Origin of the sequence: Vibrio alfacsensis (assembly GCF_019670485.1) — a bacterium.
GTDB lineage: Bacteria > Pseudomonadota > Gammaproteobacteria > Enterobacterales > Vibrionaceae > Vibrio > Vibrio alfacsensis.
Genome location: NZ_AP024166.1, coordinates 246983 through 267817 on the forward strand (window position 1 = coordinate 246983; position 20835 = coordinate 267817).

At 42.2% G+C, this 20835-nt stretch carries 16 protein-coding genes and 1 pseudogene; 8 read left to right on the forward strand and 9 right to left on the reverse strand.

The annotated features are described in order from the left end of the window. Positions 1-127: 127 nt before the first annotated feature. On the reverse strand, positions 128-1210 hold the full coding sequence (locus tag VA249_RS15830; RefSeq protein WP_221071469.1) for a hypothetical protein: 1083 nt from the start codon (positions 1208-1210) through the stop codon (positions 128-130). Between the two features lie 1430 nt (positions 1211-2640). Next, positions 2641-3282 (reverse strand): winged helix-turn-helix domain-containing protein, encoded by a 642-nt coding sequence (locus VA249_RS15835; protein ID WP_221071470.1) that lies wholly within the window; start codon positions 3280-3282, stop codon positions 2641-2643. Between the two features lie 556 nt (positions 3283-3838). Between VA249_RS15835 and VA249_RS24345 the strand changes: the two are divergent. Next, positions 3839-3961 (forward strand): annotated as a pseudogene (locus VA249_RS24345) (IS5/IS1182 family transposase); the annotation flags it as partial. 149 nt (positions 3962-4110) lie between these two features. Here VA249_RS24345 and VA249_RS15845 read toward each other — a convergent pair. Both VA249_RS15845 and VA249_RS15850 read right to left on the reverse strand, forming a co-directional pair. Then, a complete protein-coding gene (locus VA249_RS15845) occupies positions 4111-4425 on the reverse strand; it encodes a DUF1840 domain-containing protein (protein WP_128812645.1) in 315 nt (104 codons plus the stop codon). Positions 4426-4585: 160 nt separating this feature from the next. Further along, positions 4586-5701: a mechanosensitive ion channel family protein gene (locus VA249_RS15850; protein WP_221071471.1), complete on the reverse strand. Its 1116-nt coding sequence runs from the start codon at positions 5699-5701 to the stop codon at positions 4586-4588. Positions 5702-5951: 250 nt separating this feature from the next. Here VA249_RS15850 and VA249_RS15855 point away from each other — a divergent pair, with 250 nt between their 5' ends. After that, positions 5952-6299 (forward strand): XRE family transcriptional regulator, encoded by a 348-nt coding sequence (locus tag VA249_RS15855; protein ID WP_128812647.1) that lies wholly within the window; start codon positions 5952-5954, stop codon positions 6297-6299. A 146-nt stretch (positions 6300-6445) separates the two neighbouring features. On the opposite strand, the gene lldD is transcribed toward VA249_RS15855, so the two are convergent. Continuing rightward, positions 6446-7585 carry an FMN-dependent L-lactate dehydrogenase LldD gene (lldD, locus tag VA249_RS15860; protein ID WP_221071472.1) on the reverse strand — a complete coding sequence of 380 codons (1140 nt, stop codon included), beginning with the start codon at positions 7583-7585 and terminating at the stop codon, positions 6446-6448. A 160-nt stretch (positions 7586-7745) separates the two neighbouring features. Between lldD and VA249_RS15865 the strand changes: the two genes are divergently transcribed. Together VA249_RS15865 and VA249_RS15870 are read left to right on the forward strand one after the other, a co-directional pair. Beyond that, positions 7746-8645 (forward strand): LysR family transcriptional regulator, encoded by a 900-nt coding sequence (locus VA249_RS15865; protein WP_221071474.1) that lies wholly within the window; start codon positions 7746-7748, stop codon positions 8643-8645. 214 nt (positions 8646-8859) lie between these two features. Next, positions 8860-10893 carry a prolyl oligopeptidase family serine peptidase gene (locus tag VA249_RS15870; protein ID WP_221071476.1) on the forward strand — a complete coding sequence of 678 codons (2034 nt, stop codon included), beginning with the start codon at positions 8860-8862 and terminating at the stop codon, positions 10891-10893. Positions 10894-11181: 288 nt separating this feature from the next. Here VA249_RS15870 and VA249_RS15875 read toward each other — a convergent pair whose 3' ends face one another. Next, positions 11182-11679 carry a hypothetical protein gene (locus tag VA249_RS15875; protein ID WP_221072191.1) on the reverse strand — a complete coding sequence of 166 codons (498 nt, stop codon included), beginning with the start codon at positions 11677-11679 and terminating at the stop codon, positions 11182-11184. A 196-nt stretch (positions 11680-11875) separates the two neighbouring features. Here VA249_RS15875 and VA249_RS15880 point away from each other — a divergent pair, with 196 nt between their 5' ends. Then, the gene (locus VA249_RS15880) at positions 11876-14236 is read left to right on the forward strand and encodes a Lon protease family protein (protein WP_221071478.1); all 2361 of its coding nucleotides are present in this window, start codon (positions 11876-11878) and stop codon (positions 14234-14236) included. A gap of 206 nt (positions 14237-14442) precedes the next feature. After that, positions 14443-16071 (forward strand): methyl-accepting chemotaxis protein, encoded by a 1629-nt coding sequence (locus tag VA249_RS15885; RefSeq protein ID WP_221071481.1) that lies wholly within the window; start codon positions 14443-14445, stop codon positions 16069-16071. A 195-nt stretch (positions 16072-16266) separates the two neighbouring features. On the opposite strand, the gene VA249_RS15890 is transcribed toward VA249_RS15885, so the two are convergent. Together VA249_RS15890 and VA249_RS15895 are read right to left on the reverse strand one after the other, a co-directional pair. Next, entirely contained in the window at positions 16267-17013 is a 747-nt protein-coding gene (locus tag VA249_RS15890; RefSeq protein WP_221071483.1) for a flagellar brake protein, read from the reverse strand. Positions 17014-17306: 293 nt separating this feature from the next. Then, positions 17307-17807, reverse strand: a complete 501-nt coding sequence (locus VA249_RS15895) for a GNAT family N-acetyltransferase (RefSeq protein ID WP_221071485.1) — start codon at positions 17805-17807, stop codon at positions 17307-17309. Between the two features lie 391 nt (positions 17808-18198). Between VA249_RS15895 and napG the strand changes: the two genes are divergently transcribed. Both napG and napH read left to right on the forward strand, forming a co-directional pair. Then, entirely contained in the window at positions 18199-18969 is a 771-nt protein-coding gene (gene napG, locus VA249_RS15900) for a ferredoxin-type protein NapG (RefSeq protein WP_221071487.1), read from the forward strand. Next, entirely contained in the window at positions 18969-19823 is an 855-nt protein-coding gene (napH, locus tag VA249_RS15905; RefSeq protein WP_221071489.1) for a quinol dehydrogenase ferredoxin subunit NapH, read from the forward strand. Before napG ends, napH begins: the two co-directional genes overlap by 1 nt. Before the next feature lie 152 nt (positions 19824-19975). On the opposite strand, the gene VA249_RS15910 is transcribed toward napH, so the two are convergent. Then, on the reverse strand, positions 19976-20725 hold the full coding sequence (locus tag VA249_RS15910; protein ID WP_221071491.1) for a metalloregulator ArsR/SmtB family transcription factor: 750 nt from the start codon (positions 20723-20725) through the stop codon (positions 19976-19978). Between the last annotated feature and the right edge of the window lie 110 nt (positions 20726-20835).

The following is a 20835-nucleotide window of genomic DNA, read 5'->3' on the forward strand; positions in this document are numbered from 1 at the left end:
ACAAACAATCTGATGAATTCGGGTGTTCTAGAAAGTTTACTCGACTGAAATAGGGTCATTTGTGTTGATGTGGCCATAAAAATATAAATTTCAAACTAGGTTAAAGGACTGGTGTTAAACGCTTTTGTTAGTAAATTTCGGTCTGCATATAATTGTTGGCAGTTTCCGCGTCTAATACATACATATCTGAACGTTTATATTGCATAAATTTGTCGTAAAGCTTCTGATCGCCTCTTATATATTCCCAGTACGGAAGGTAACTTTGGTAAACTTCAATAATTAGCTCAGGTGTATCAGGTTGGTTAGGGTAATACGGACGATGGAAACCAACTTTCGCACCGGTCTGCATTCGCTTATTTACACCTGATGCGTAAATTATTCCGCACGATGAATAACATTGAATATTAGCGTCCGCGTCAGTAGTCCAACTGTTATCATGAACGTACTTACCAATCTTTAGGCCTTCGTTTAGCAAGCCTCCATTGCTATGCATCATAAATCTGTCGAGTTTGATACCGCGTGATTCAAAGTGATTTACGTATTTAACAAATTTGTCGTAAGCCCCCTTAATTACGGCACCTTCTGCGTAAAGATATTTTCCTTTACTATCTTCTCCAAGCATAAAGTACAGTTGATCACTCTCAATTAACGGGTGTTGAAATTGAGATGGCGCCTGAATTTCAACAGGTTTCTCTAATAGCTCAGGTAGCGATGGTAGATTTGGCATTTTTGGTACCTGACGCAGCTTAGTTAGATCTAGTTTAGGTATATAAGGCAATGCTGGTGTTGCGATGTTCACTGGCTTTGAGGGAAGAGATTTCTTAGTAATGTCTTGCCCATTATTTTTCACATCTTCTACCGTAGATTGCGTTGATTCGGAGTTAGCTTTCTTAGCTGATATCCCCTCCTTAACCGAATTCGGTTGACTTGTTTTTACGTCTTCCTGAGGTTTATATTGATAAGGTGGAATTAGGCCTTTCCTTTCAGTGTTATTCTGTTTTTTTTCAGTTTTTTTATTATCTTCAGCATTATCTTTGGTAGGGGGTTCAGGCACATTGTTGCTTGCTACGGAATTGAATGTCGAATTGATCGATCCCTGCATCGAGTCATAAATCGACGATATTGATGATCCCTTGATTGATGAACAACCACCAATGGTTACGACTACCATTGGAAAAAGCAAAGCCAAAATGCTACACTTAAATTTCATGATAAACCTTTAAAAATTTAGTAATTAATGTTCTAAAACTAAAATACTCTTCCATTATATCAATAAAGATGATGGAACTGATAGTTAAATAATGCTAATCAATCAACTATGACTATAGAATAGTTTGGTCACTTTGATTTGTTATTAAAGGTGACAGTTGCAATCATGGTAAGCGATTTTGCTTCTGTTAGATAGCTTTTAAATTATTCTAAGAGTGGTCTCTATTATGAATGATAGTCTTGTTTGAGAAAAAATATTTATATTTGCAAGTTGTTAATTTATAAGAAAAATCAAGATCCACGGTCTTCTTTATGTTGATATGTGAATATATTTAAAAAAATATATTTTTCTAAATGAAACTGCCCATTCTGGTTAAAAATACATCCACTTTATGAAGTATTACTATACTCGTATCTATATGTCATTTAGTAATTGGTGGTTAAATTTCGTTAATTTTTTACGATTGATGGATTATATAAAATTATAATTTTTGTAATTTCATTACTTTTAGGCTGTGGTTAGTAGAATGTAACCATTATATAAATAAATTTAGTTATAGCTCATGTATATAATGGTCAATTTATGAAATTGCCTCAATCTAAACTTACCGTTCAGGTATTATTCTACAGAGTTGTAGTAGCGGATCTTCAAGCTTCATCACACACAACATTCAGTGTGGTTATGGCTAGGTATTTTATTGAATTTACACAGTAGAAAACATGGAAAATAAATTACGAATAATTAAAGTAATCCCTTCACCAGTTCATGGCTGATGATTAGAGAAAAACTCAGTGTTGGGTTTAGTTTTACGTCGCTGATTTATTCAGATTATCACATTGCTCTAAATGACGAGGGTTTGCTGACTTCATAGGGGGAGTTTACTTGCTGAAGAAAAGGTTCGAATCGAATTAACGAGAAGTCCATTGTGAGGAGTGATTTTTCGTCCTTGGTTGGACTCCAAAATTCTGGCTCAATATGACTCACAAATCACAAGTTGTAGCTAGGTGAACGCTATCGAGAACAGAATCTGGAAAATTGGCTCTGGGGTTATTTATTAATAAAAGCATCGAAGAGATGCGTTTTCCATGGCTAATTTTTCCCGGCCACTGAAGAACAGCGCACATTTGTCATCTATCGCAAATATTCGATTATGGCTGATCGCAATAGAGTTGTTATCTCCTAATGAAATAAACGAATTGCCATGCACTTCAGACTCTACATAAGTGTTGGTATGAGACACTGTTTTTGCATGTGGGTCATCGACTTTAGAGTAGATGATCCGAGTCGTAAAATCTTGTTTAAACAGAGTAGAGTATGTCGCCCATCGATAGCCTTCTGCTTCGATTCGACCGTATATATTTACCTTAGAGATCGATGTTACATAGAGCGATGTGATATTGACCACTAGAAGCAGTGCTATGGTGATCGTTCTATTGGCATTTAAGTAGTTGAGTGTTCTTAGTATAGTGGCATTCATTGTTATCAATTACGATAGAAATATTATGTGCATCAATTTTTTTTGCGTGAGGGTACGGCGTAGCTGAGAAAGCACCCAGAAATTGATGTGTGTAGTAACTAGCCTCAATCGCCGAGCCTAAGTGACACATCGTCAATACAATGAGTACTGGTAAGATGAGTTTTGCTTTCAGATCTACTGGTTTTGCTTCAACGCTAATTATTACTTTTGGCTGAGCAGAATTTTCAAATGTGGTTCTATCTTCAACTTCTTCCTCTTCTTCCGGCAAAGTGAAATTGAGTGAGTAACCGACACCTGGTTCATTAACTAAAATCTCCTTATTGTTGTCTTCAAGGGCAAGTCGTGTTCGGTTTATGAGTTGAGGTAAACTCTCTGGACAAGTCGGTTTTGATTCCCATACAAAATTAATGATTTCATGTCGTTGTAAGATGTTGGGGGATGCATTGTACAAACTTAGCAAAAGGCGATGTTGCTTAGGGGTCAATGTTACCGCATTTTTGTCTATATCGTTTATATCGCTGTTGGTTCTATACAAGAATCGAGACTTTACATCCCAGTGAAATTTGCCAACAAGAATAGGTTTATCGCATTGCATTTGGTGATTATTTAAAAGTAAGGAGTAATGACAACGTTAGGATTAGAAAATGAATGTTTCATTTTACTTTTTTGCGTACTTGTCAAAAAATAGATTTTGTTAGTGCTGATTATAGTCCTTAGTAAGTTACTAACTGTAGTTACATTGGGGATCGAGAATGCGAGTTGGTTAGTACAGTTTTTTTGTGTCTATATTGTTGATAAATAAAGATATAATATTGTAATTACATTTTATGTTAGTGATTATATTTTGTGATTTTGTGATTTTGTGATTTTGTGATTTTGTGATTTTGTGATTTTGTGATTTTGTGATTTTGTGATTTTGTGATTTTGTGATTTTGTGATTTTGGGTTGGTTTGTCGTGTAAATCGCTGGAACCAAATCCAAAGCTTACGAGCTGATCGACTACATTTATTCAACTCTGCAGTATCATGCCAAAGCCACGTTACGAACTACTGCAAGCAATACAACCAAGCTTTGATCAATCTAGGTTCTCTAACTTTTTGGATTGACGAAAGAGTTATGAGTGAATGGAAATAAGAAAAATATGGCACGGACGGCAAGTGCAGCGCAAATTACATATCGCTGTGGATCTGAGTACTCATGAAGTTATTGCTGTGAAATTGAGTTTATCAACGGTCACTGATGTAGAAATACGTCCTAACTTACTCAACTTGACTCTATTTCTGATTTAGAGAAGCCGATCCCGTGTGTAGTCTAATGAATTAATTAAATGGCCCCAAGAAGTTCTCGGGGCCATTTTAACGGGTGGATAGGATTACCAAATCTGGCTTATATCGAGCTCTATGTTTAGCGGAGCGCTCAGTTGCTATTCCTTATCCCACATTACATCGCACTTATCTCGTGAAGCGGCGCTGAGAAGTTCAATCAATGGAAGCGCTCTGTTTTTGAGACTAACGGCATGTTCCATTGCATCCTCATCATCTTCAAAGCTTTCAATTTCAGGCAAATCGCTTTCATGTTTCAGGCTTTGCTGCAAATGTTCGAGAGCGCTCGGTACATCTTCGGCCTCTATAACACCAGGAATGTTCGTACTGTGCCCCATCATCTTCAACATATGCGAAGCAATATCGTGAAACATGATGATGTTGGAATATGACTTACAGCTGAATTTAACAAGCATCGCAGGCTACCTTTGTGATTAATTAACAAATTTATGGGTAATCTTAGACCATAGATTGCACTTAGAGTATGACGATAAAACCAAACTCACATTTCATCTTCGTACAAAATTCTATGCGCTCGTTGTTCAGTAAGGTATAAGAACGAACAAATTACAATGATTACTCGCTGCCTTTGATTGATTGCATTGAATCTTGTTGACTGTATGTTAACGCCACTGGATCCAATTTGAGTGTCTGAGTCGGAAATGCGATGTCAGCATCATGCTTTTTAATGATGGCCATGACTTGCAGTAGCACATCTTGCTTAACTTCATGATAGCGGATCCAGTTGACGGTCTTAGTAAACGTGTAAATGAAAAAGTTTAGTGATGATGCGCCAAAGGAATCAAAATTCACAATTAAGGTCTGACGGGCATCGATGTCTTTGTGGTTTTTGAGCATTTCTCGTACTTCATCAATAATAGCTGGTACTTTATCTGCATCATCGTAACGTAAGCCTATCGTCTCAAAAATACGGCGGTTGAGCATGCGCGATGGGTTTTCTACCACGATATTGCTAAACACTGAATTTGGAACATACAACGGACGCTTATCAAATGTACGGATGCTGGTCATACGCCAACCAATGCGCTCTACCGTTCCTTCAATTTGGCGATCTGGCGATCGAATCCAGTCTCCAACTTTGAAAGGACGGTCGAAGTAAATCATTAATCCCCCAAAGAAGTTCGATAGCAGATCTTTCGCCGCTAAACCGACAATTAAGCCACCGACACCACCAAAGGTGAGTAAGCCAGAAAGGCTGAGACCAAATGCTTGCATTACAGTAAGAACGCCAATGACAATGAAAAACAGCCGTGCAACTTTGGCTATGGCTTGAACAGTCGTCTCATCACGAGTTTTTTGCTCTAGAACGTAGTCTTCAACATTTGTTATGAGGCGCATGACTATCCAGACAAGCACGCTGATCACAAGGATCAGTTTCAGTGTACTTAGCCAGTTAAACTTATTACCCAGTTCACTTTGTAAGACGATTCCGAGTGATACGGTTGCTGGCCAACACCAAATTAATGTGCTCACAGGGGTCTTTAGTGCCTCAAGTAATAGATCGTCCCAATGGAAAGGGGTCTTCTCTACCAGAATGGATAAGCGGGAGTGCAGCACTCGCCATGCAATCCAAGCAAAAAAGCTGGCAATGGTGATAAATAAAACGCTGCTGCTCCACTGTTGATGGTGAGCCAAGACGTAATTTTGAAGCTCAGTAAGCCAAGGTGACATAAATAAGGTTTCTTACAAAAGGACAATAGATAAAAGGTAACAAAAATTCGGCCTTTGCCCTAGTGGAATCATTGACATAGCAGAAACGAGAAGTTTGTCAGCCCTAGTGTTTATCTATCCGTTATTGATGTTTGGAGTGCTGAGAGCGTAAGAGATTCAATAGATGAATTGTTTGTACTCTGACTCATCCCTAACATTTATCAGACTCTAGTGTGAGAGTGTATGTGCAGAAAAAATAACGGAGGAAAATATGGAACTGACAGAGCTGGATCGAAATGCGCTCTACGACATTTGGATGTCGCAAAAAGCAAAAATGCACATGACACAAATGGAGATGGCAAAGCGACTTGGCTTAGGGTTGCATGAGTTTACTGCGTTATTGCGTGGCAATGCGCCTTTGACTTTAACGTTCGTTAACCAATTATGCGAACAGCTACACGTTCGCCCAAGTCAGGTTATTCCCTCTTTTTTTGAACGCGAGCTGGTGGCGCCGGGAGCGGTATATTTGCAAAACCGTGTGATGGTGGATGGTGAAATTCGAAATGTATTCATTGAAGGCAACCAAGTCATTATTGAGTATGAGCACCAAATCAGTTAACCCAATGACTGAGTAGGAGATTGCGAGTGTTTTAATGCTCGCAATCTTAGCGTTTTATAAGTTGTTGATTTGTTGATTTGTTGATTTGTTGATTTTTGTGCTTGCTCAATGACCAGTTTGCTCGTCTGCTAATATTTGATAGCCTGCTAATATTGGCGGGCTAAAGAATCATTCGAGAGGTCGGAAATGGTTTTTGCTCCCGTCAGTGTCATGGCGACACGCATTTCCTTATCGTAAAAATCGAGCAAGTTTTCTACACCACTCCCACCTTGTGCAGCTAGAGCATAAACAAACGATCGGCCAAGTAATGTACAATCTGCGCCTAACGCGAGCATGCGTACGACATCCAAACCGGTGCGTATTCCGGAGTCCACGAGTATTTTGATGTCTCCTTTTACAGAATCGGCAATGTTAGGTAAGGCTCGCGCAGTAGACAGTACGCCATCTAATTGACGACCGCCGTGATTAGATACCACAATACCATCGGCTCCGAAACGTACCGCATCTTTAGCGTCTTCTTCATCTAATATGCCTTTGATGACCATTGGTCCATCCCAAAAATCACGAATCCACTCGAGATCTTTCCAAGATATAGATGGGTCAAAGTTTGCGCCCAACCAACCGATGTAGTCTTCCAATTTAGTCGGCTCACCACGGTAGGCAGAGATATTGCCCAAATCATGGGGTTTACCTAATAAACCCACATCCAATGCCCAGGCTGGGTGACGGATGGCTTGAAATACACGACGCAACGCGGCATTTGGTCCACTCATTCCAGACCGTATATCACGATAACGAGCCCCTGGCACCGGCATATCAACCGTGAAAACGAGGGTAGTCACCCCAGCAGCTTTTGCTCGTTCTAGAACGTTTTTCATGAATCCGCGATCTTTGAGCACATAAAGTTGAAACCACATTGGGCGTGTGATCGCTGGTGCCACTTCTTCTATCGGGCAAACGGATACGGTCGACATTGTAAAAGGTATGCCTTTTTTCTCGGCCGCTTTTGCGGCTTGGACTTCTCCGCGTCGAGCGTACATACCCGTTAAACCGACCGGCGCCAGCGCAATAGGCATCGCGAGTTTCTCCCCGAAGATTTCAGTTTCTAGGCTGAGATCGCTCATGTCTCGAAGAACGCGTTGACGCAATGCCACATGGCTCAAATCTTCGGTATTGCGTTGAAGCGTATGTTCGTTGTATGAGCCGCCATCAATGTAATGAAAAAGGAACGGAGGCAACTTGGCTTTCGCGGCGGCTCGATAATCAGTAGAAGCAGAGATAATCATAGTGGTGTGTCCTGACTAGTATTCAAAGGTGCGTTTCGATTAATCCCCGACAGATACGAGAGTTGTAATCAGTTTGTTCTTGGTGTGTTAATTTATCTCTTTATTTTTTATCAATATAGATAAATAATGAAATTGATTTTTTCCAAAAGTGACATAATCAATGCGTGCAGATGACCTAATACTCTTTTCTCAAGTCGTAGAAATGGGAAGCTTCAGTAAGGTGGCAGAAGAAAATAGCCTGACAAATTCGGTAGTTAGCAAAAGAATCGCGCGGCTCGAAGAAGAGATTGGCGTTCAACTATTATATCGAACAACGCGCAAATTAACGCTGACTGAAGCAGGGCAAGCACTATTGAACAGCGCTAAAAATGTGAAGCAAGCAACTCAAGAGGCGAGGGATGCGGTTTCGGGGTTTGGTGAGAACATCAGTGGTCATATCAAAATGTCGGTACCCACCATCTCTGGTGATCTTATTTTAGCGGATGCGGTGGCTGAGTTTTGTAATATGCACCCAGGATTAACGGTCGATATGTCACTGAATAATCGATTTGTTGATTTGGTTGCTGGTGGCTATGACTTAGTCATACGCACTGGTTATTTGGAAGATTCTAGCCTCATTGCTCGACATATCTTGGACTCGCAATGGGTTGTTTGTGCTTCTCCCTCTTATATCGCCAAAAATGGCAAGCCGATACAGCCGCTCGATCTGATTGCTCATAATTGCCTGCAGTACGCGTACCAAACGACAGGGGCGACAGACTGGCAATTTAAAGGAAAAGAGGGGAACTATATCGTCAAAATTTCAGGCTCATTTTCTACTGACAATGCAACAGCACTGAGAAAGGCAGCACTAGGTGGTCATGGTATCGCTTATGTTCCTCGTTGCTTGGTGTATCATGACATTCGCAACGGTCAACTTGTGGACATTTTTCCTGAACTCGTCGGCAAAAAATTGGGTGTTTATGCGGTTTACCCATTTACTCGCCAGCCGCCAAATAAAGTCAAATTACTCATTGAGCACATTCGTGAACGGTATTTGACGATTTCACATTACTTTTGAGTCGTATTAGGTTTGAGTTGACTTGCTTTTTAGTTGAATGAGTTTTGAGTTGTATCCCTCTCGCCCACATGAATCATATATTCACTAAATGTTTCAAACTTTAGGTTGAAATTCCACACCTGCGCCCTAAGGTAGGTATTGAGAACAAATCTCAACAAAATAATAAAAGAAAGTACTAGCAACTAATGAATTCAAATGGAGCAACACGGACGTTATGCATTATCCAAAAACTCGTAAAGATTCTGTCGTAGACACCTATTTTGGACACGAGATCGCAGATCCATATCGTTGGCTAGAAGATGACCTCAGCCAAGATACCGCAGAGTGGGTTACTGGACAAAATTCAGTGACTTTTGACTATCTTGGTCAAATCCCATTTCGCCAACAAATTCGTGACTTGGTGGCGAACAGTCAAAACTATGAGAAGTACTCACAACCTTTTGTTCATGGTGAGTACACCTATTTCTATAAAAACGATGGGCTGCAGAATCAGAGCGTGCTTTATCGCAAAAAAGGGGATGGAGAAGCGGAAGTTTTCTTAGATCCCAATACCTTTTCTCAAGAGGGGACGACCTCACTTGGCGAAGTGAAGTTTTCCAAAGATAATCGCTTAGTGGCTTACTCAATTTCTGAGGGTGGCAGTGATTGGCGTAAGATTTTTGTTATTGATACTGAAACCAAGCAGCAAATCGAGCCTGAAATTATCGATGCAAAATTTACTGCGATTTCTTGGATTGGTAGCAAAGGCTTTTACTACTCCAGCTATGACAAACCAAAAGGCAGTGAACTGTCTGCTCGTACAGAACAACATAAGCTTTATTACCATGAGCTAGGCACTCCGCAATCTGAAGATAAAGTGGTATTTGGCGCGTTGGAATCTCAAAAGCACCGTTACGTTTCAGGTATTACGACTCATGACGACCATTTCTTGGTGATTACTGGGGCGGAATCGACTTCAGGAAATCGTCTGTTTTATGTTGATTTAGAATCCAACGACCAAGCCGTTATCTGTTTGCACGATACGACCGACAGCGATACTTACCTGATTGATAGCCAAGACAATACGATCCTGTTTTACACCAATCTAGATGCGCCTAACGGAAAAGTAGTGAGTTATCACACTCAAACTCAGCAGTGGGATGTCGTGATTGCGGAGCAAGATCAACCATTAGAGATCAGTAAAGGGGGTGGGTATCTCTTTGCAACTTATATGGTTGATGTGCTCTCTAAGGTACAGCAATACACATATCAAGGTGAGTTAGTGCGAGAAGTTGCGCTCCCAGATCAGGGGACCGCTTATGGCTTACAGGGGCGAGTAGAGGACAAGACGCTCTATTACACCTTTACCAATTATGTTACTCCACCGACCATATTCTCTTTTGATGTCGATACTGGAGATTCTAACCTGTATCAAGAATCGAAAGCCCCGTTTGAGCGTATGAACTACGAGTCTAAGCAAGTGTTCTATACCTCGAAAGATGGCACCAAGGTGCCGATGATCATCTCTTACAAAAAAGGTATCAAGCTAGACGGCAGTGCACCGACAATGCTTTACGGATATGGTGGTTTTAACATCAGTCTCACGCCTATGTTTTCCGGTAACGTTGCGAACTGGTTAGAACTTGGCGGTATTTATGCGGTAGCGAACATGCGTGGAGGTGGCGAGTACGGTAAAGCATGGCACAATGCTGGTACTCAACAACAGAAGCAGAATGTGTTTGATGATTTTATTGCTGCAGCAGAGTACTTAATTGAGCATGATTACACGAGTTCTGAACGTTTAGCGATTCGTGGAGGATCGAACGGTGGTTTGCTTGTTGGGGCCTGTATGACGCAACGTCCGGAGTTGTTCAAAGTGGCGCTGCCTGCGGTGGGAGTTTTAGATATGCTTCGATACCACACGTTTACCTCCGGTGAGGGGTGGAAGTACGATTTCGGTACATCAGAGCAAAGTGAAGCAATGTTCCAGTATATTCTGGGTTACTCACCAGTGCACAATGTCAAAGATGGAGTGGCCTATCCTGCGACGCTTGTCACTACTGCCGATCATGACGATCGTGTTGTGCCAGCCCACTCATACAAGTTTATTGCGGAGCTGCAAGATAAGCATCATGGTGACAACCCAGTGTTGATTCGTATCGATGTCAATGCGGGCCATGGTGCGGGTATGCCGTTAAGTAAGCAAATTGATCTGACGACAGATGTATATGCATTCACCTTGTTTAATATGGGGATTGAATCTTTGTAGTTTGCATTGCAGAGCGCCAACCATAAAAAATGCCGCGATAAACATCGCGGCATTTTTTATGGTTGGAGGGAACTCAATACTTTTGTCAGATTGACTAAGTCTGACACTTGAACCAACCAGTCTCGGCGGCCAAACCGAATGGCAGCTATACCATTTTCTTGGATATGGTGATGAACTCACCCACACAATGAGTCTAGCTCATCTATATGAAATTTTGATTAATTAGGTGCCGCAATATAAGTGGTTTGCAGGCTTTCTACTTTTCTCCCTCACTCTTGCGCATTGCGTTTAATTATAAAGCTCTGATGAGTTAGCCTGTGCTTCACTCAATGCTTGCAGTTGTAAAAACTGCTCATGAGCACGGCTGACATGGTTAAGTTCAATCATCCATTTTGCATCGCGTTGTGCAGAGCAAAATGCGGCCATGTGCGCCAATAAATCCTCACTTTGTTTAATTAGCAGAGAGCGGACACGGTGAACCAAAGGATGACTCTCAAGCTGTAAAAACTGAAGCAGCGCATAAGATTGATTCAAAGTGGAATATGCTTCTTGGTGTAAACCGAGTTTATTTAAAATTTCTGATTGAGCGACACTCGCATCTCGTAATCCGCTGATCATGCAAACAAAAAGGCATGGTTTGGTTTGCTCATCCTCAAGCACCGCGTGAATGTGATTCGGTAGATGGGAAAGTACGTCTTCGTATAGGCGGTGAGCCTCGGGCCAGTGACCTTGCGTTGTCAACTGCTCAGCTTTCAGATACCGCATCCAGCATTGTTCTAAGTCCATCATCCAGTCCCTTAAACTTGATTTCAATAAATATTAAATGATATTGATTATCAATTGCAAGTGTGTTTTTTGCCTATTTATTTGCCAAATGGCTGCTCGTAAAATGTTCGAACGGACTGGTGTGGAAGATAAATCACTTAAATTTAAACAAATAATCTCTACACTGAGGTAAAGACAATAAGAAAAGGAAATGAATATGGCAGTACAAAGATTGGAATCAACACAGCTGTATTCTGTCGCCGGGCTTGAAAATATGCCGTGTAAGTCGACCAAGGAATTAGCCCCAATTGATGAAATTGTTGGTCAAGAGCGCGCCCAAAAAGCGGTAGAGTTTGCGATGTCTATCAAGGAGAAAGGCTACAATATCTACGCCATTGGCCAAAATGGTTTAGGTAAGCGTACGATGATTTTACGCTACTTAAATCGTCATCAACACGATGATGCTGCGCTGTTTGATTGGTGTTACGTTGCAAATTTTGACGATACACGAACACCAAAAGTGCTCAAATTGCCTTGTGGTATAGGCAGTAAATTAAAAGTCGATATTGAGAAGTTGATGGGCAAGCTACTCAATGCCCTGCCGCTCGCCTTTGACAATGAGATGTACTATAGCCGAGCTGACCGTCTTAAAAATCAGTTGGCAAATAAACAGCAACTTGAGCTGGATAGCATCAGCAAAGAGGCGAAAGAGAAAGGCATTAGCTTAACCATTACAACTCAAGGCGATTACCAATTCGTCGCGATGAATGGGGAAGAGCTTCATACTGAAGAGTCATTTGATGCGCTAAGTAAGAAAGAACAAGAGTACTTCAGTAGCAGCATTGATGAACTAGAAGTGAGTCTACGGAATATGATTCGTGAGCTTACTGAATGGGAAGAGTCATTCAGCGAGAAAATCAAAAAGCTCAACGATGATGTTACGCTAGATGTGATCACGCATTTCATCAAACAGTTGAAAGTGGATTACGCACAGTACCCTGAAATTAAGACTTACTTGACTGAGTTGCAGAAAGACATCGTTGAGAATGCGGATATTTTTCTTGAGCAAAGTGGTGAGCAAGGCGAGATTGCAACAGCGTCATTAGATAAAAAACTACCACGCCGATACAAAGTGAATGTCTTGGTGAATCGCAGTCATTGTGACTTTCCAATCGTGGTAGAAGAAAATCCGAACTACCACTCGTTATTTGGATCGATTGAGACGGCAACGTTTAAAGGAACAGTATTTACTGATTTCTCCTTAATTCGTGCTGGCAGTTTACACAAAGCCAATGGTGGCGTGCTGCTAATGGATGCTCAGAAAGTCCTTGAGCAACCTTATGTATGGGATGGTTTAAAACGTGCTTTGCGTTCTCGTCAGCTTAGCTTCACCTCGCTCGAGAAAGAAGTAACGCTCACCGGTGCAGTATCGTTAGATCCTGAACCGATCCCATTGGATATCAAAATTATCTTGTTTGGTGATTACCGAACTTATCAATTACTGCAACATTTCGACCCAGAATTCGGAGAACTATTCCGTGTAACGGCTGATTTTGAAGATGAAATGAAACGTACGCCTGACTCAGAGTTGCAATATGCACGCTTTATTTCAAGTGTTGTACACGATAACAATTTACTCCATTGCGATAGAAAAGCCATTGCTCGCATTATTGAGTACAGTTCTCGTTTGTCAGGCGATCAAACGAAATTGTCTTTGCATTCTGCCAATATTGCTAATTTACTTCGTGAATCCAACTACGTTGCGCGTCAGGCAAATTCCAACATGATCCGAATTGGGCATGTAGAAGAAGCCCTAAAGAACCAAGAGATGCGAGTCAGTCGTCTACAAGACAACGTGATGGAAACATTCGTGAATGGCACCACGTTAATTCATACAGAGGGTTCGGCGGTTGGGCAAGTCAATGCCTTATCGGTACTGAGCACCAGCGATCATATGTTTGGTGCGCCAAACCGGATCACGGCCACAACCTGCTATGGTGATGGGGAAGTGATTGATATTGAACGTAGTGTCGATCTTGGTGGCAGTATTCACTCAAAAGGTGTGATGATCCTGTCTGCCTATTTGTCTTCGGTATTTGGTAAAACGGCGCGTGTCCCACTGACCACCACGATTACGTTTGAGCAATCTTATGGAGGTGTAGATGGTGATAGTGCAAGTATGGCGGAGTTTTGCGCTGTGGTTTCTGCATTTTCTCGCCAACCCAACCGTCAGGATATTGCGATCACTGGCTCTATGAACCAATTTGGTGAAGCGCAGCCTATTGGTGGTGTAAATGAGAAAATTGAGGGCTTCTACGACGTTTGTGTGATCAAAGGTCGTCATATTGGACAGGGGGTCATCATTCCTCGTTCAAATGTGCATAACCTTATGTTACGTCAGGATGTGGTTAAAGCGGTAGAAAGAGGTGACTTCCATATTTGGGCGATCGATCATGTCAGCGAGGCAATTGAACTCTTTACTGGTAAACCAGCGGGAGAAGCAACGGACGAGGGCACGTATCCGATTGATACTATCTTTGGGTTGGCTCAAGCAAAACTGAACGCACTTCGGAAATAGCGTGTTTATACCCATCTGATTCGTCGTAAACTCGTATGGCGGCAATATTCTGTCCAATGACAAAATATTGTCGCCTAAATACATGAATTTATGGCTGTTCTATACTAGACAAAAATGTGATCAACCTCTAACATTTGCGCCCCTTGTTGCCTACCTTACTGATTGAGTTAGCAACTAGGCCGATACGCAAAAATTAGAGGTTTACCATGCAACTTTCACTTAAAAACTTGTCCGTTCGTACACAGGTTTTGATCCCCGTATTATTTACAGCACTGACGGTGTTTACTGGTTTGTGGTTCGCGAAGAGCAATCTTGATACCGAACAAGCATTGGTGACTGATAACTCCAATTCATTGGTGTTCTATCAAGATGCAATTTCTCGAATTGATGACAATATTTACCCATTACGAATCAGTGCGGTTTACGCAATCTATGATGCATCACGTCGTGAGAGTTTTTTAAATGAATTGAAAGCGGGTATGCGAGTGATTGATCTTGATCTAAATAAGATCGAAGCGCGTGGTACATTCCGCACCGAGGCGACGGAAATTCGTAAAAGCATTGAAGCGTACGTGGACTACTCAATGCGTTCGGTGCAAGTTTTTGACCGTCATGACAAAGGTTTAGTATCGGATCAAGAATATCGCTCTTTCATTTCCCAATACCGTATTGTTGGTAACGAAATGATTGAACAAATTAACGGACTTTCTCAACGTTTAAACCAAGTTGCAGCGCAAGCAAATGAGACAAGCACTCGTCAAATGAATCGTGTTGAGACGAATGCCATGCTGATTATTGCGGTCGTGTTTGTGATCTCTCTTGTGGTGGCTTGGATCCTGTCTGGAATGATCGTCAGTCCAATTCAAAAGTTGCAATCGACCATGCGTCAATTAGCCGCGGGTGACCTATCTGTGCGTGCGACAGTAGATGGTGAGAATGAAATTGCTCAGCTGAGTAAAGACGTTAACCAAACTGCGGTTCAATTGCACGAGACGGTTGAGCAGCTTACGCGCATTAGTGAAGAGGTTGCTTCTGCTTCAACAGAGCTCGCGGCGGTAATGACGCAAGCAGAAGCCAATGCACAACAAGAATTGGCAGAAATTGAGCAAGTCGCGTCAGCGGTGAACGAGCTAGCATGTACGGCGGATAATGTCAGCGACAATGCGCTTGCGGCAGACTCGACTGCGCGTGAAGCCGATGGTCTAGCACAATCTGGCCTAACAATTTTCCAAGAAAGTGCTCAAGCCAGTGAACAAATGTCGAGTGCTCTTAACGATGCAGCGCAAGTGGTGCTTCGCTTAAAAGAACAATCAGAGCAAATCAGTAACGTGATTGAAGTGATTCGTGGCGTTTCTGAACAGACCAACTTGTTGGCGCTTAACGCGGCGATTGAAGCGGCTCGTGCCGGTGAATCTGGTCGTGGTTTCGCGGTGGTTGCAGATGAAGTACGTATGCTTGCCGCTAGAACGCAAGATTCGACTCAAGAAATTCAAACCATCATTGAAGAGCTTCAAGCTCAATCTGGATTAGCAAACGACAGTATGCAAATTAGCCTCGAAATGCTGAGTCGAAACAATGAGTTGACGCAGCAGGCAAATGACGCACTTGTCGGTATTACTGAATCGGTTGTGAATATCAATAATTCAAATACTCAAGTTGCTACGGCGGCAGAGCAACAATCTCAGGTAACACAAGACATTAATCGTAACGTGGTGAACATGTCTGAACTTGTAAACCAAAACGTGGCAGGTATTAGCCAGAGTGCAAGCGCGAGCGCAGAGCTATCTCTACTTGCAGAAAAACAGAAAGAGCAGTTGAGCTTCTTTAAACTTTAGTTTTTACGCTAACCGCATAGTCGGCAACGGCTGACTCTAGTGCGTGAAACGAAAATTAGTAGAGACAAAAAACAGAAAGGCACCGTCGGGTGCCTTTTTGCATTCATTAAACAGCTTATCGTGTCCATTGAATAACAGCTTAAAATATACATCGCTCACGATAGAGCGTCCGTTGAACTGACAGCGATTTTTGGGCTAGTGCTTTAGCTTGAGTTTTACACCATCAAATTTAAGTTGGCTCAGTAGATTTTTTGCGTTGGCTTTTCCTACATCATCAAACTCAACACCGTAACGTGCATAATGAATAGACTTTTGTAAGTTACAAATACGTCCTTTTAGAGGAGCTAAGATTTGTCCGTTGGTGGATAACACTAAGTCTAGTGAGATCTGATCGCCAACTTGAAGTGGACGGCTCATTGGTGAGGTGACAAAGCGGCAGCCACTGCGGGATAAGTCTCGAATCTCACATTGCGTTCGGTAATCGTTCATCTGAACACGTGAACGTAGATTGACGTCGTAGCGCACTTCTTTTCGCAGCTGATAAACTTGCATGGTATTCGGCAAGCTCAATACCAATAAAGGGTATGGCTCGGATAAGCGATATTTCAATTGTGCTCGAAACGGAATAACGGCACCTTCTCCCCGATGTGAAAATGCTTTTACGTTTATCCAGAATCCTTCCTGAAAATAGAACTTTAAGTCTTCATCAGAAATATTCGGCACTTCGATCAATGCTGTCTTATTCGAATGGCAGCCGACAAAGGTGCTTGTCGTAATACACTTAGTACCCACAGGTGTTGTAACATGCATCGTTACTTCACTGCCGTGCTCTATCATCGACATTGCATCTGTACTGTTTAACGTTGTAGCCTGACGTTCCTGTGCATTGTTTTTTGATTGAGGCGTGTTTTCGTTTCGCGCACTCGGAATTGAATTTCTCATTATAATTTTGATGCCTTCTGAGAATGTTGGATGCACACCAATATCTAGCACTAAAGTTTTAAGTATTAGATATGAGAATAATTCTAAGCAGACAAGGGGCGTGTTTCAATAAAATCGCGGTTTTTTCAACATTTTATTGATAAAAATGGGACATCGGCCAGAGCGACTTATGTCGCAAAGTAGAGCAAGTAGGTGCATTTGGTTGCAAGTGAGGCCTAAAAAGAGTTATCTAGCAAAAAAGTGCACCTCCTACAAAGGGAGGTGCATTAAATCATTTGGAAAAGGCACTCGCTCTAATTCTTTGGTTTTCGAATACGAGCCATATAGTAAGTATTGATAAATTCCCCATCTCTGAATGAGCCATCGACGGCTTCGCCTTCAATTTTAAATCCATGTTTTTTGTATAAGCCTATCGCTGCTTCATTATCTGCATTCACCTCTATTTGAATGCGTCTGATATTTAACCATTTATCAGCCAACTCTGTCACAGTACGAATTAGGGCACTTCCCACACCGAGCCCATGAAATTTATCATGAACACCGATCCCAAATGATGCCGTATGTGCGGTTCTTGGGTTTTGTGAATGATGAAAGCCAATATTTCCAACAACCTTGCCATCAATCTCAGCGACATAACGATAAACCCCAGTAGGTGTGCTCGACAATCGTTCAACCCATTTTGCGAGAGGTGGGTTAGGGAGTTGCAGGGTTTCTCGTTGTGCTTTGCTTTGTGAATAGACTTCGACAAGGGCTGCTGCGTCTTCAACCGTGGCAGGTCGGACGATGATCTCCATACTTCTCTCCTTTGGTTTATTGGAATTTACTTTAATTTAACGGGAGAAAAGACGCTTGAATAGTTTTTTTACTTTTTTGCATTTAAATTACTTAAAAATTAGTTGTTTACAAAAATGCTAAAGATGATTTCTTTAGTTGATTATCGGTAAAGTCGGGCAGAAGATTGGTGGGGTGGCGAAATATTGCACTAAAGACAATTCATATTCGAGAGGAAATTGGTGATCTTTATTTTCGATAAGTGAACGATAAAGTAAAAGTGTGAACTGTGTATCTGCAACGAGTTGATTTTAGTCAAGGTAGGCTCTACTTACCCCTTATTGGGTATGTGGCTGACATTTTTTTCGCGCTATTTATGCTTAACTTGATATAGGTGCAGTTGAGGGAATACCTATGAAATCCTCGTCGTCAAAAATCTCGCAGTCTCGCCGTCGATTCTTGCGCGATACCGCCCGTACTGCCGCAGGTGTTGGAGCGGCTGCGTGTGTATTGGGACTACAGTCGTTGCAAAGCCAAGCGAGAGAGACCAAAGGCGTCCCGATTCGTCCACCAGGTGCGTTGCCAGAGGGGGATTTTGAATCGGCTTGTATTCGATGTGGTTTGTGTGTTCAGGCTTGTCCTTATGATACGTTAAAACTCGCCACGTTACTTTCTCCCGTTGCGACAGGCTCGCCTTATTTTATTGCACGTGATATTCCTTGTGAGATGTGTGAGGACATTCCTTGCGTGGTCGCTTGCCCAAGTGGCGCATTAGATCATGATTTAACAGACATTGATGATGCCAGAATGGGAACGGCGGTTCTGATTGACCACGAAACTTGTTTGAATTGGCAAGGGTTGCGCTGTGATGTTTGTTATCGCGTCTGCCCTTTGATTGATGAAGCCATCACCTTAGAGAACATTCGTAATGACCGCACTGGGTACCACGCTAAGTTGATCCCAACGGTTCATTCTGATGTGTGCACTGGCTGTGGCAAGTGTGAACAAGCTTGTGTGCTCGATGTTGCTGCTATCAAAGTTGTTCCGACTGACCTAGCGAAAGGTAAGGTAGGCAGTCACTATAACTTTGGATGGCAAGAAATCGACAAGCCACTAGAAAATGTTTTACCGGAAGAAAATCCGGTACCTAGTGGTGCGCTTGAATCGCTCAAAGGAGGTCGCTAATGGCAAAAAACTTAGCACAAGATGCGGGCAAAGAAGCGACGAAAAAGTTGGGCTGGTGGCAAGCGCATCGTTTTTTGATTTTGCGTCGATTGTGTCAATTGACCATTATTGCACTATTCATGGCGGGGCCCTCCTGGGGGATTTTGCAGGGAAACTTATCTTCCAGCATGCTATTCAACACGATTCCTTTGAGTGATCCTTTGATTGTGATGCAATCTCTTGCGACTGGGCACATTCCGGAATTCAACGCTCTGCTCGGTGTCGCTCTGGTCGCGTTGTTTTATGCCATTTTGGCCCCAAGAGCATTTTGTGCTTGGGTGTGTCCGCTTAACATCGTAACGGATGTTGCTGCGTGGCTACGTAGAAAGCTGAACCTGAAAGCGAGCTATCGATGGTCTCCGAATATTCGCTACTGGCTTGTTCCCGTGTTAATGCTTGGTAGTGCAATTTCTGGTTCGGTATTGTGGACTTGGCTTGATCCGGTTGCGGCTTTGCATCGAGGGTTAGTGTTTGGCATGGGGGCAGGTTGGGTGCTTATCTTGCTCGTGTTTATACTTGATCTGCTTTTAGTGGAACATGGATGGTGTGGCCATTTGTGTCCTCTTGGTGCAACTTACGGTGTGATTGGTAGTAAGAGCTTACTGCGTATTACTGCGGTACAGCGAGAAAACTGCACCAAGTGCATGGATTGTTTTTACGTTTGTCCCGAACCAGACATTTTGCGCCAGCCCTTAAAAGAGGGAGACCGACGCGTGATGGATCAAACGTGTATCAGTTGTGGGCGCTGCATTGATGTGTGCCCTGAAAATGTCTTCAAATTTGAAAACCGACTCAAGGTTAAAAATATTAACTGACATCATTTGAGCGACGTAGCGCACTTACTCGCGTAGAGAGTGATTCTAGCGGAGAGTTATCCATGCAGATAGCTCTCCATGCAGGTAGCTACTTAAACAGAAAGCTATTCATGCAAATAGCAATTCATGTAAATAGCTATTCATTTAAATAGCTATGGTTTAGTGTTCAATTGCGACGCTTTTAAGCGGGATTTTTCTGCGTTAATAATTCCTGGATTACCTAATCTAACGGTCTGTAGTATGTGCAGTATCCAAGTAGGTAACGATGGAGACAAGCGGTAGTGGATCCATAAGCCGTCTCGTGAGTCTTTTAAGAAAGTGGTATCTCGCAACAACGCAAGATGACGAGATACTTTAGGCTGGCTCTCGTTGAGAGCATTTTTGAGATCAGTCACCGTTAGGTCCTGTTCGTCACCCAATAGCATCAAAATCTTTAAGCGAAGTGGGTCACTGAGCAGTTTAAAGAAACTACTTGGGTCAACGTTTGCTGTGTTTTCGTCTTCATTCAGCAGCAAGAACAAGTTAATGCGTTCGATGAGATCTTTTGCCGTCTTTTCAAATGGTTCTATGCCATCCAGAGGTTTAGGATCAAACAAGTTCCAGTGAATTTGGTGAATATCATCGGCAAATATCACGCACTCATCTTTGGCGTTATCACATAAGGTAATAACAAAATCGTAGTGCTTGTCTTGGATGTCGGAGTAATCTTTGGAGTAAAGCTCACCACTATTGATTGAACGTGCGTTGAGAACATCAAATACGCGCGGATCAATATCACTTGGATTAACACCAGCACTGTCGGCATGAAAGCGTTCATTCGCCAAATGATTGAACAGCGCTTGAGCAAGCTGGGAGCGAGCAGAATTGCCAGTGCATAGGAAGAGGACTTGTTTTTTCATCATGTCTGATATTTAGGATTATGGCAGCACTAAACAAACAGTATAACCTCGTAAAAGAAGATTAAGAAGCCAGTGCCGGGTTGATCCCCTACAATTCTTTATATTCCCTTTAG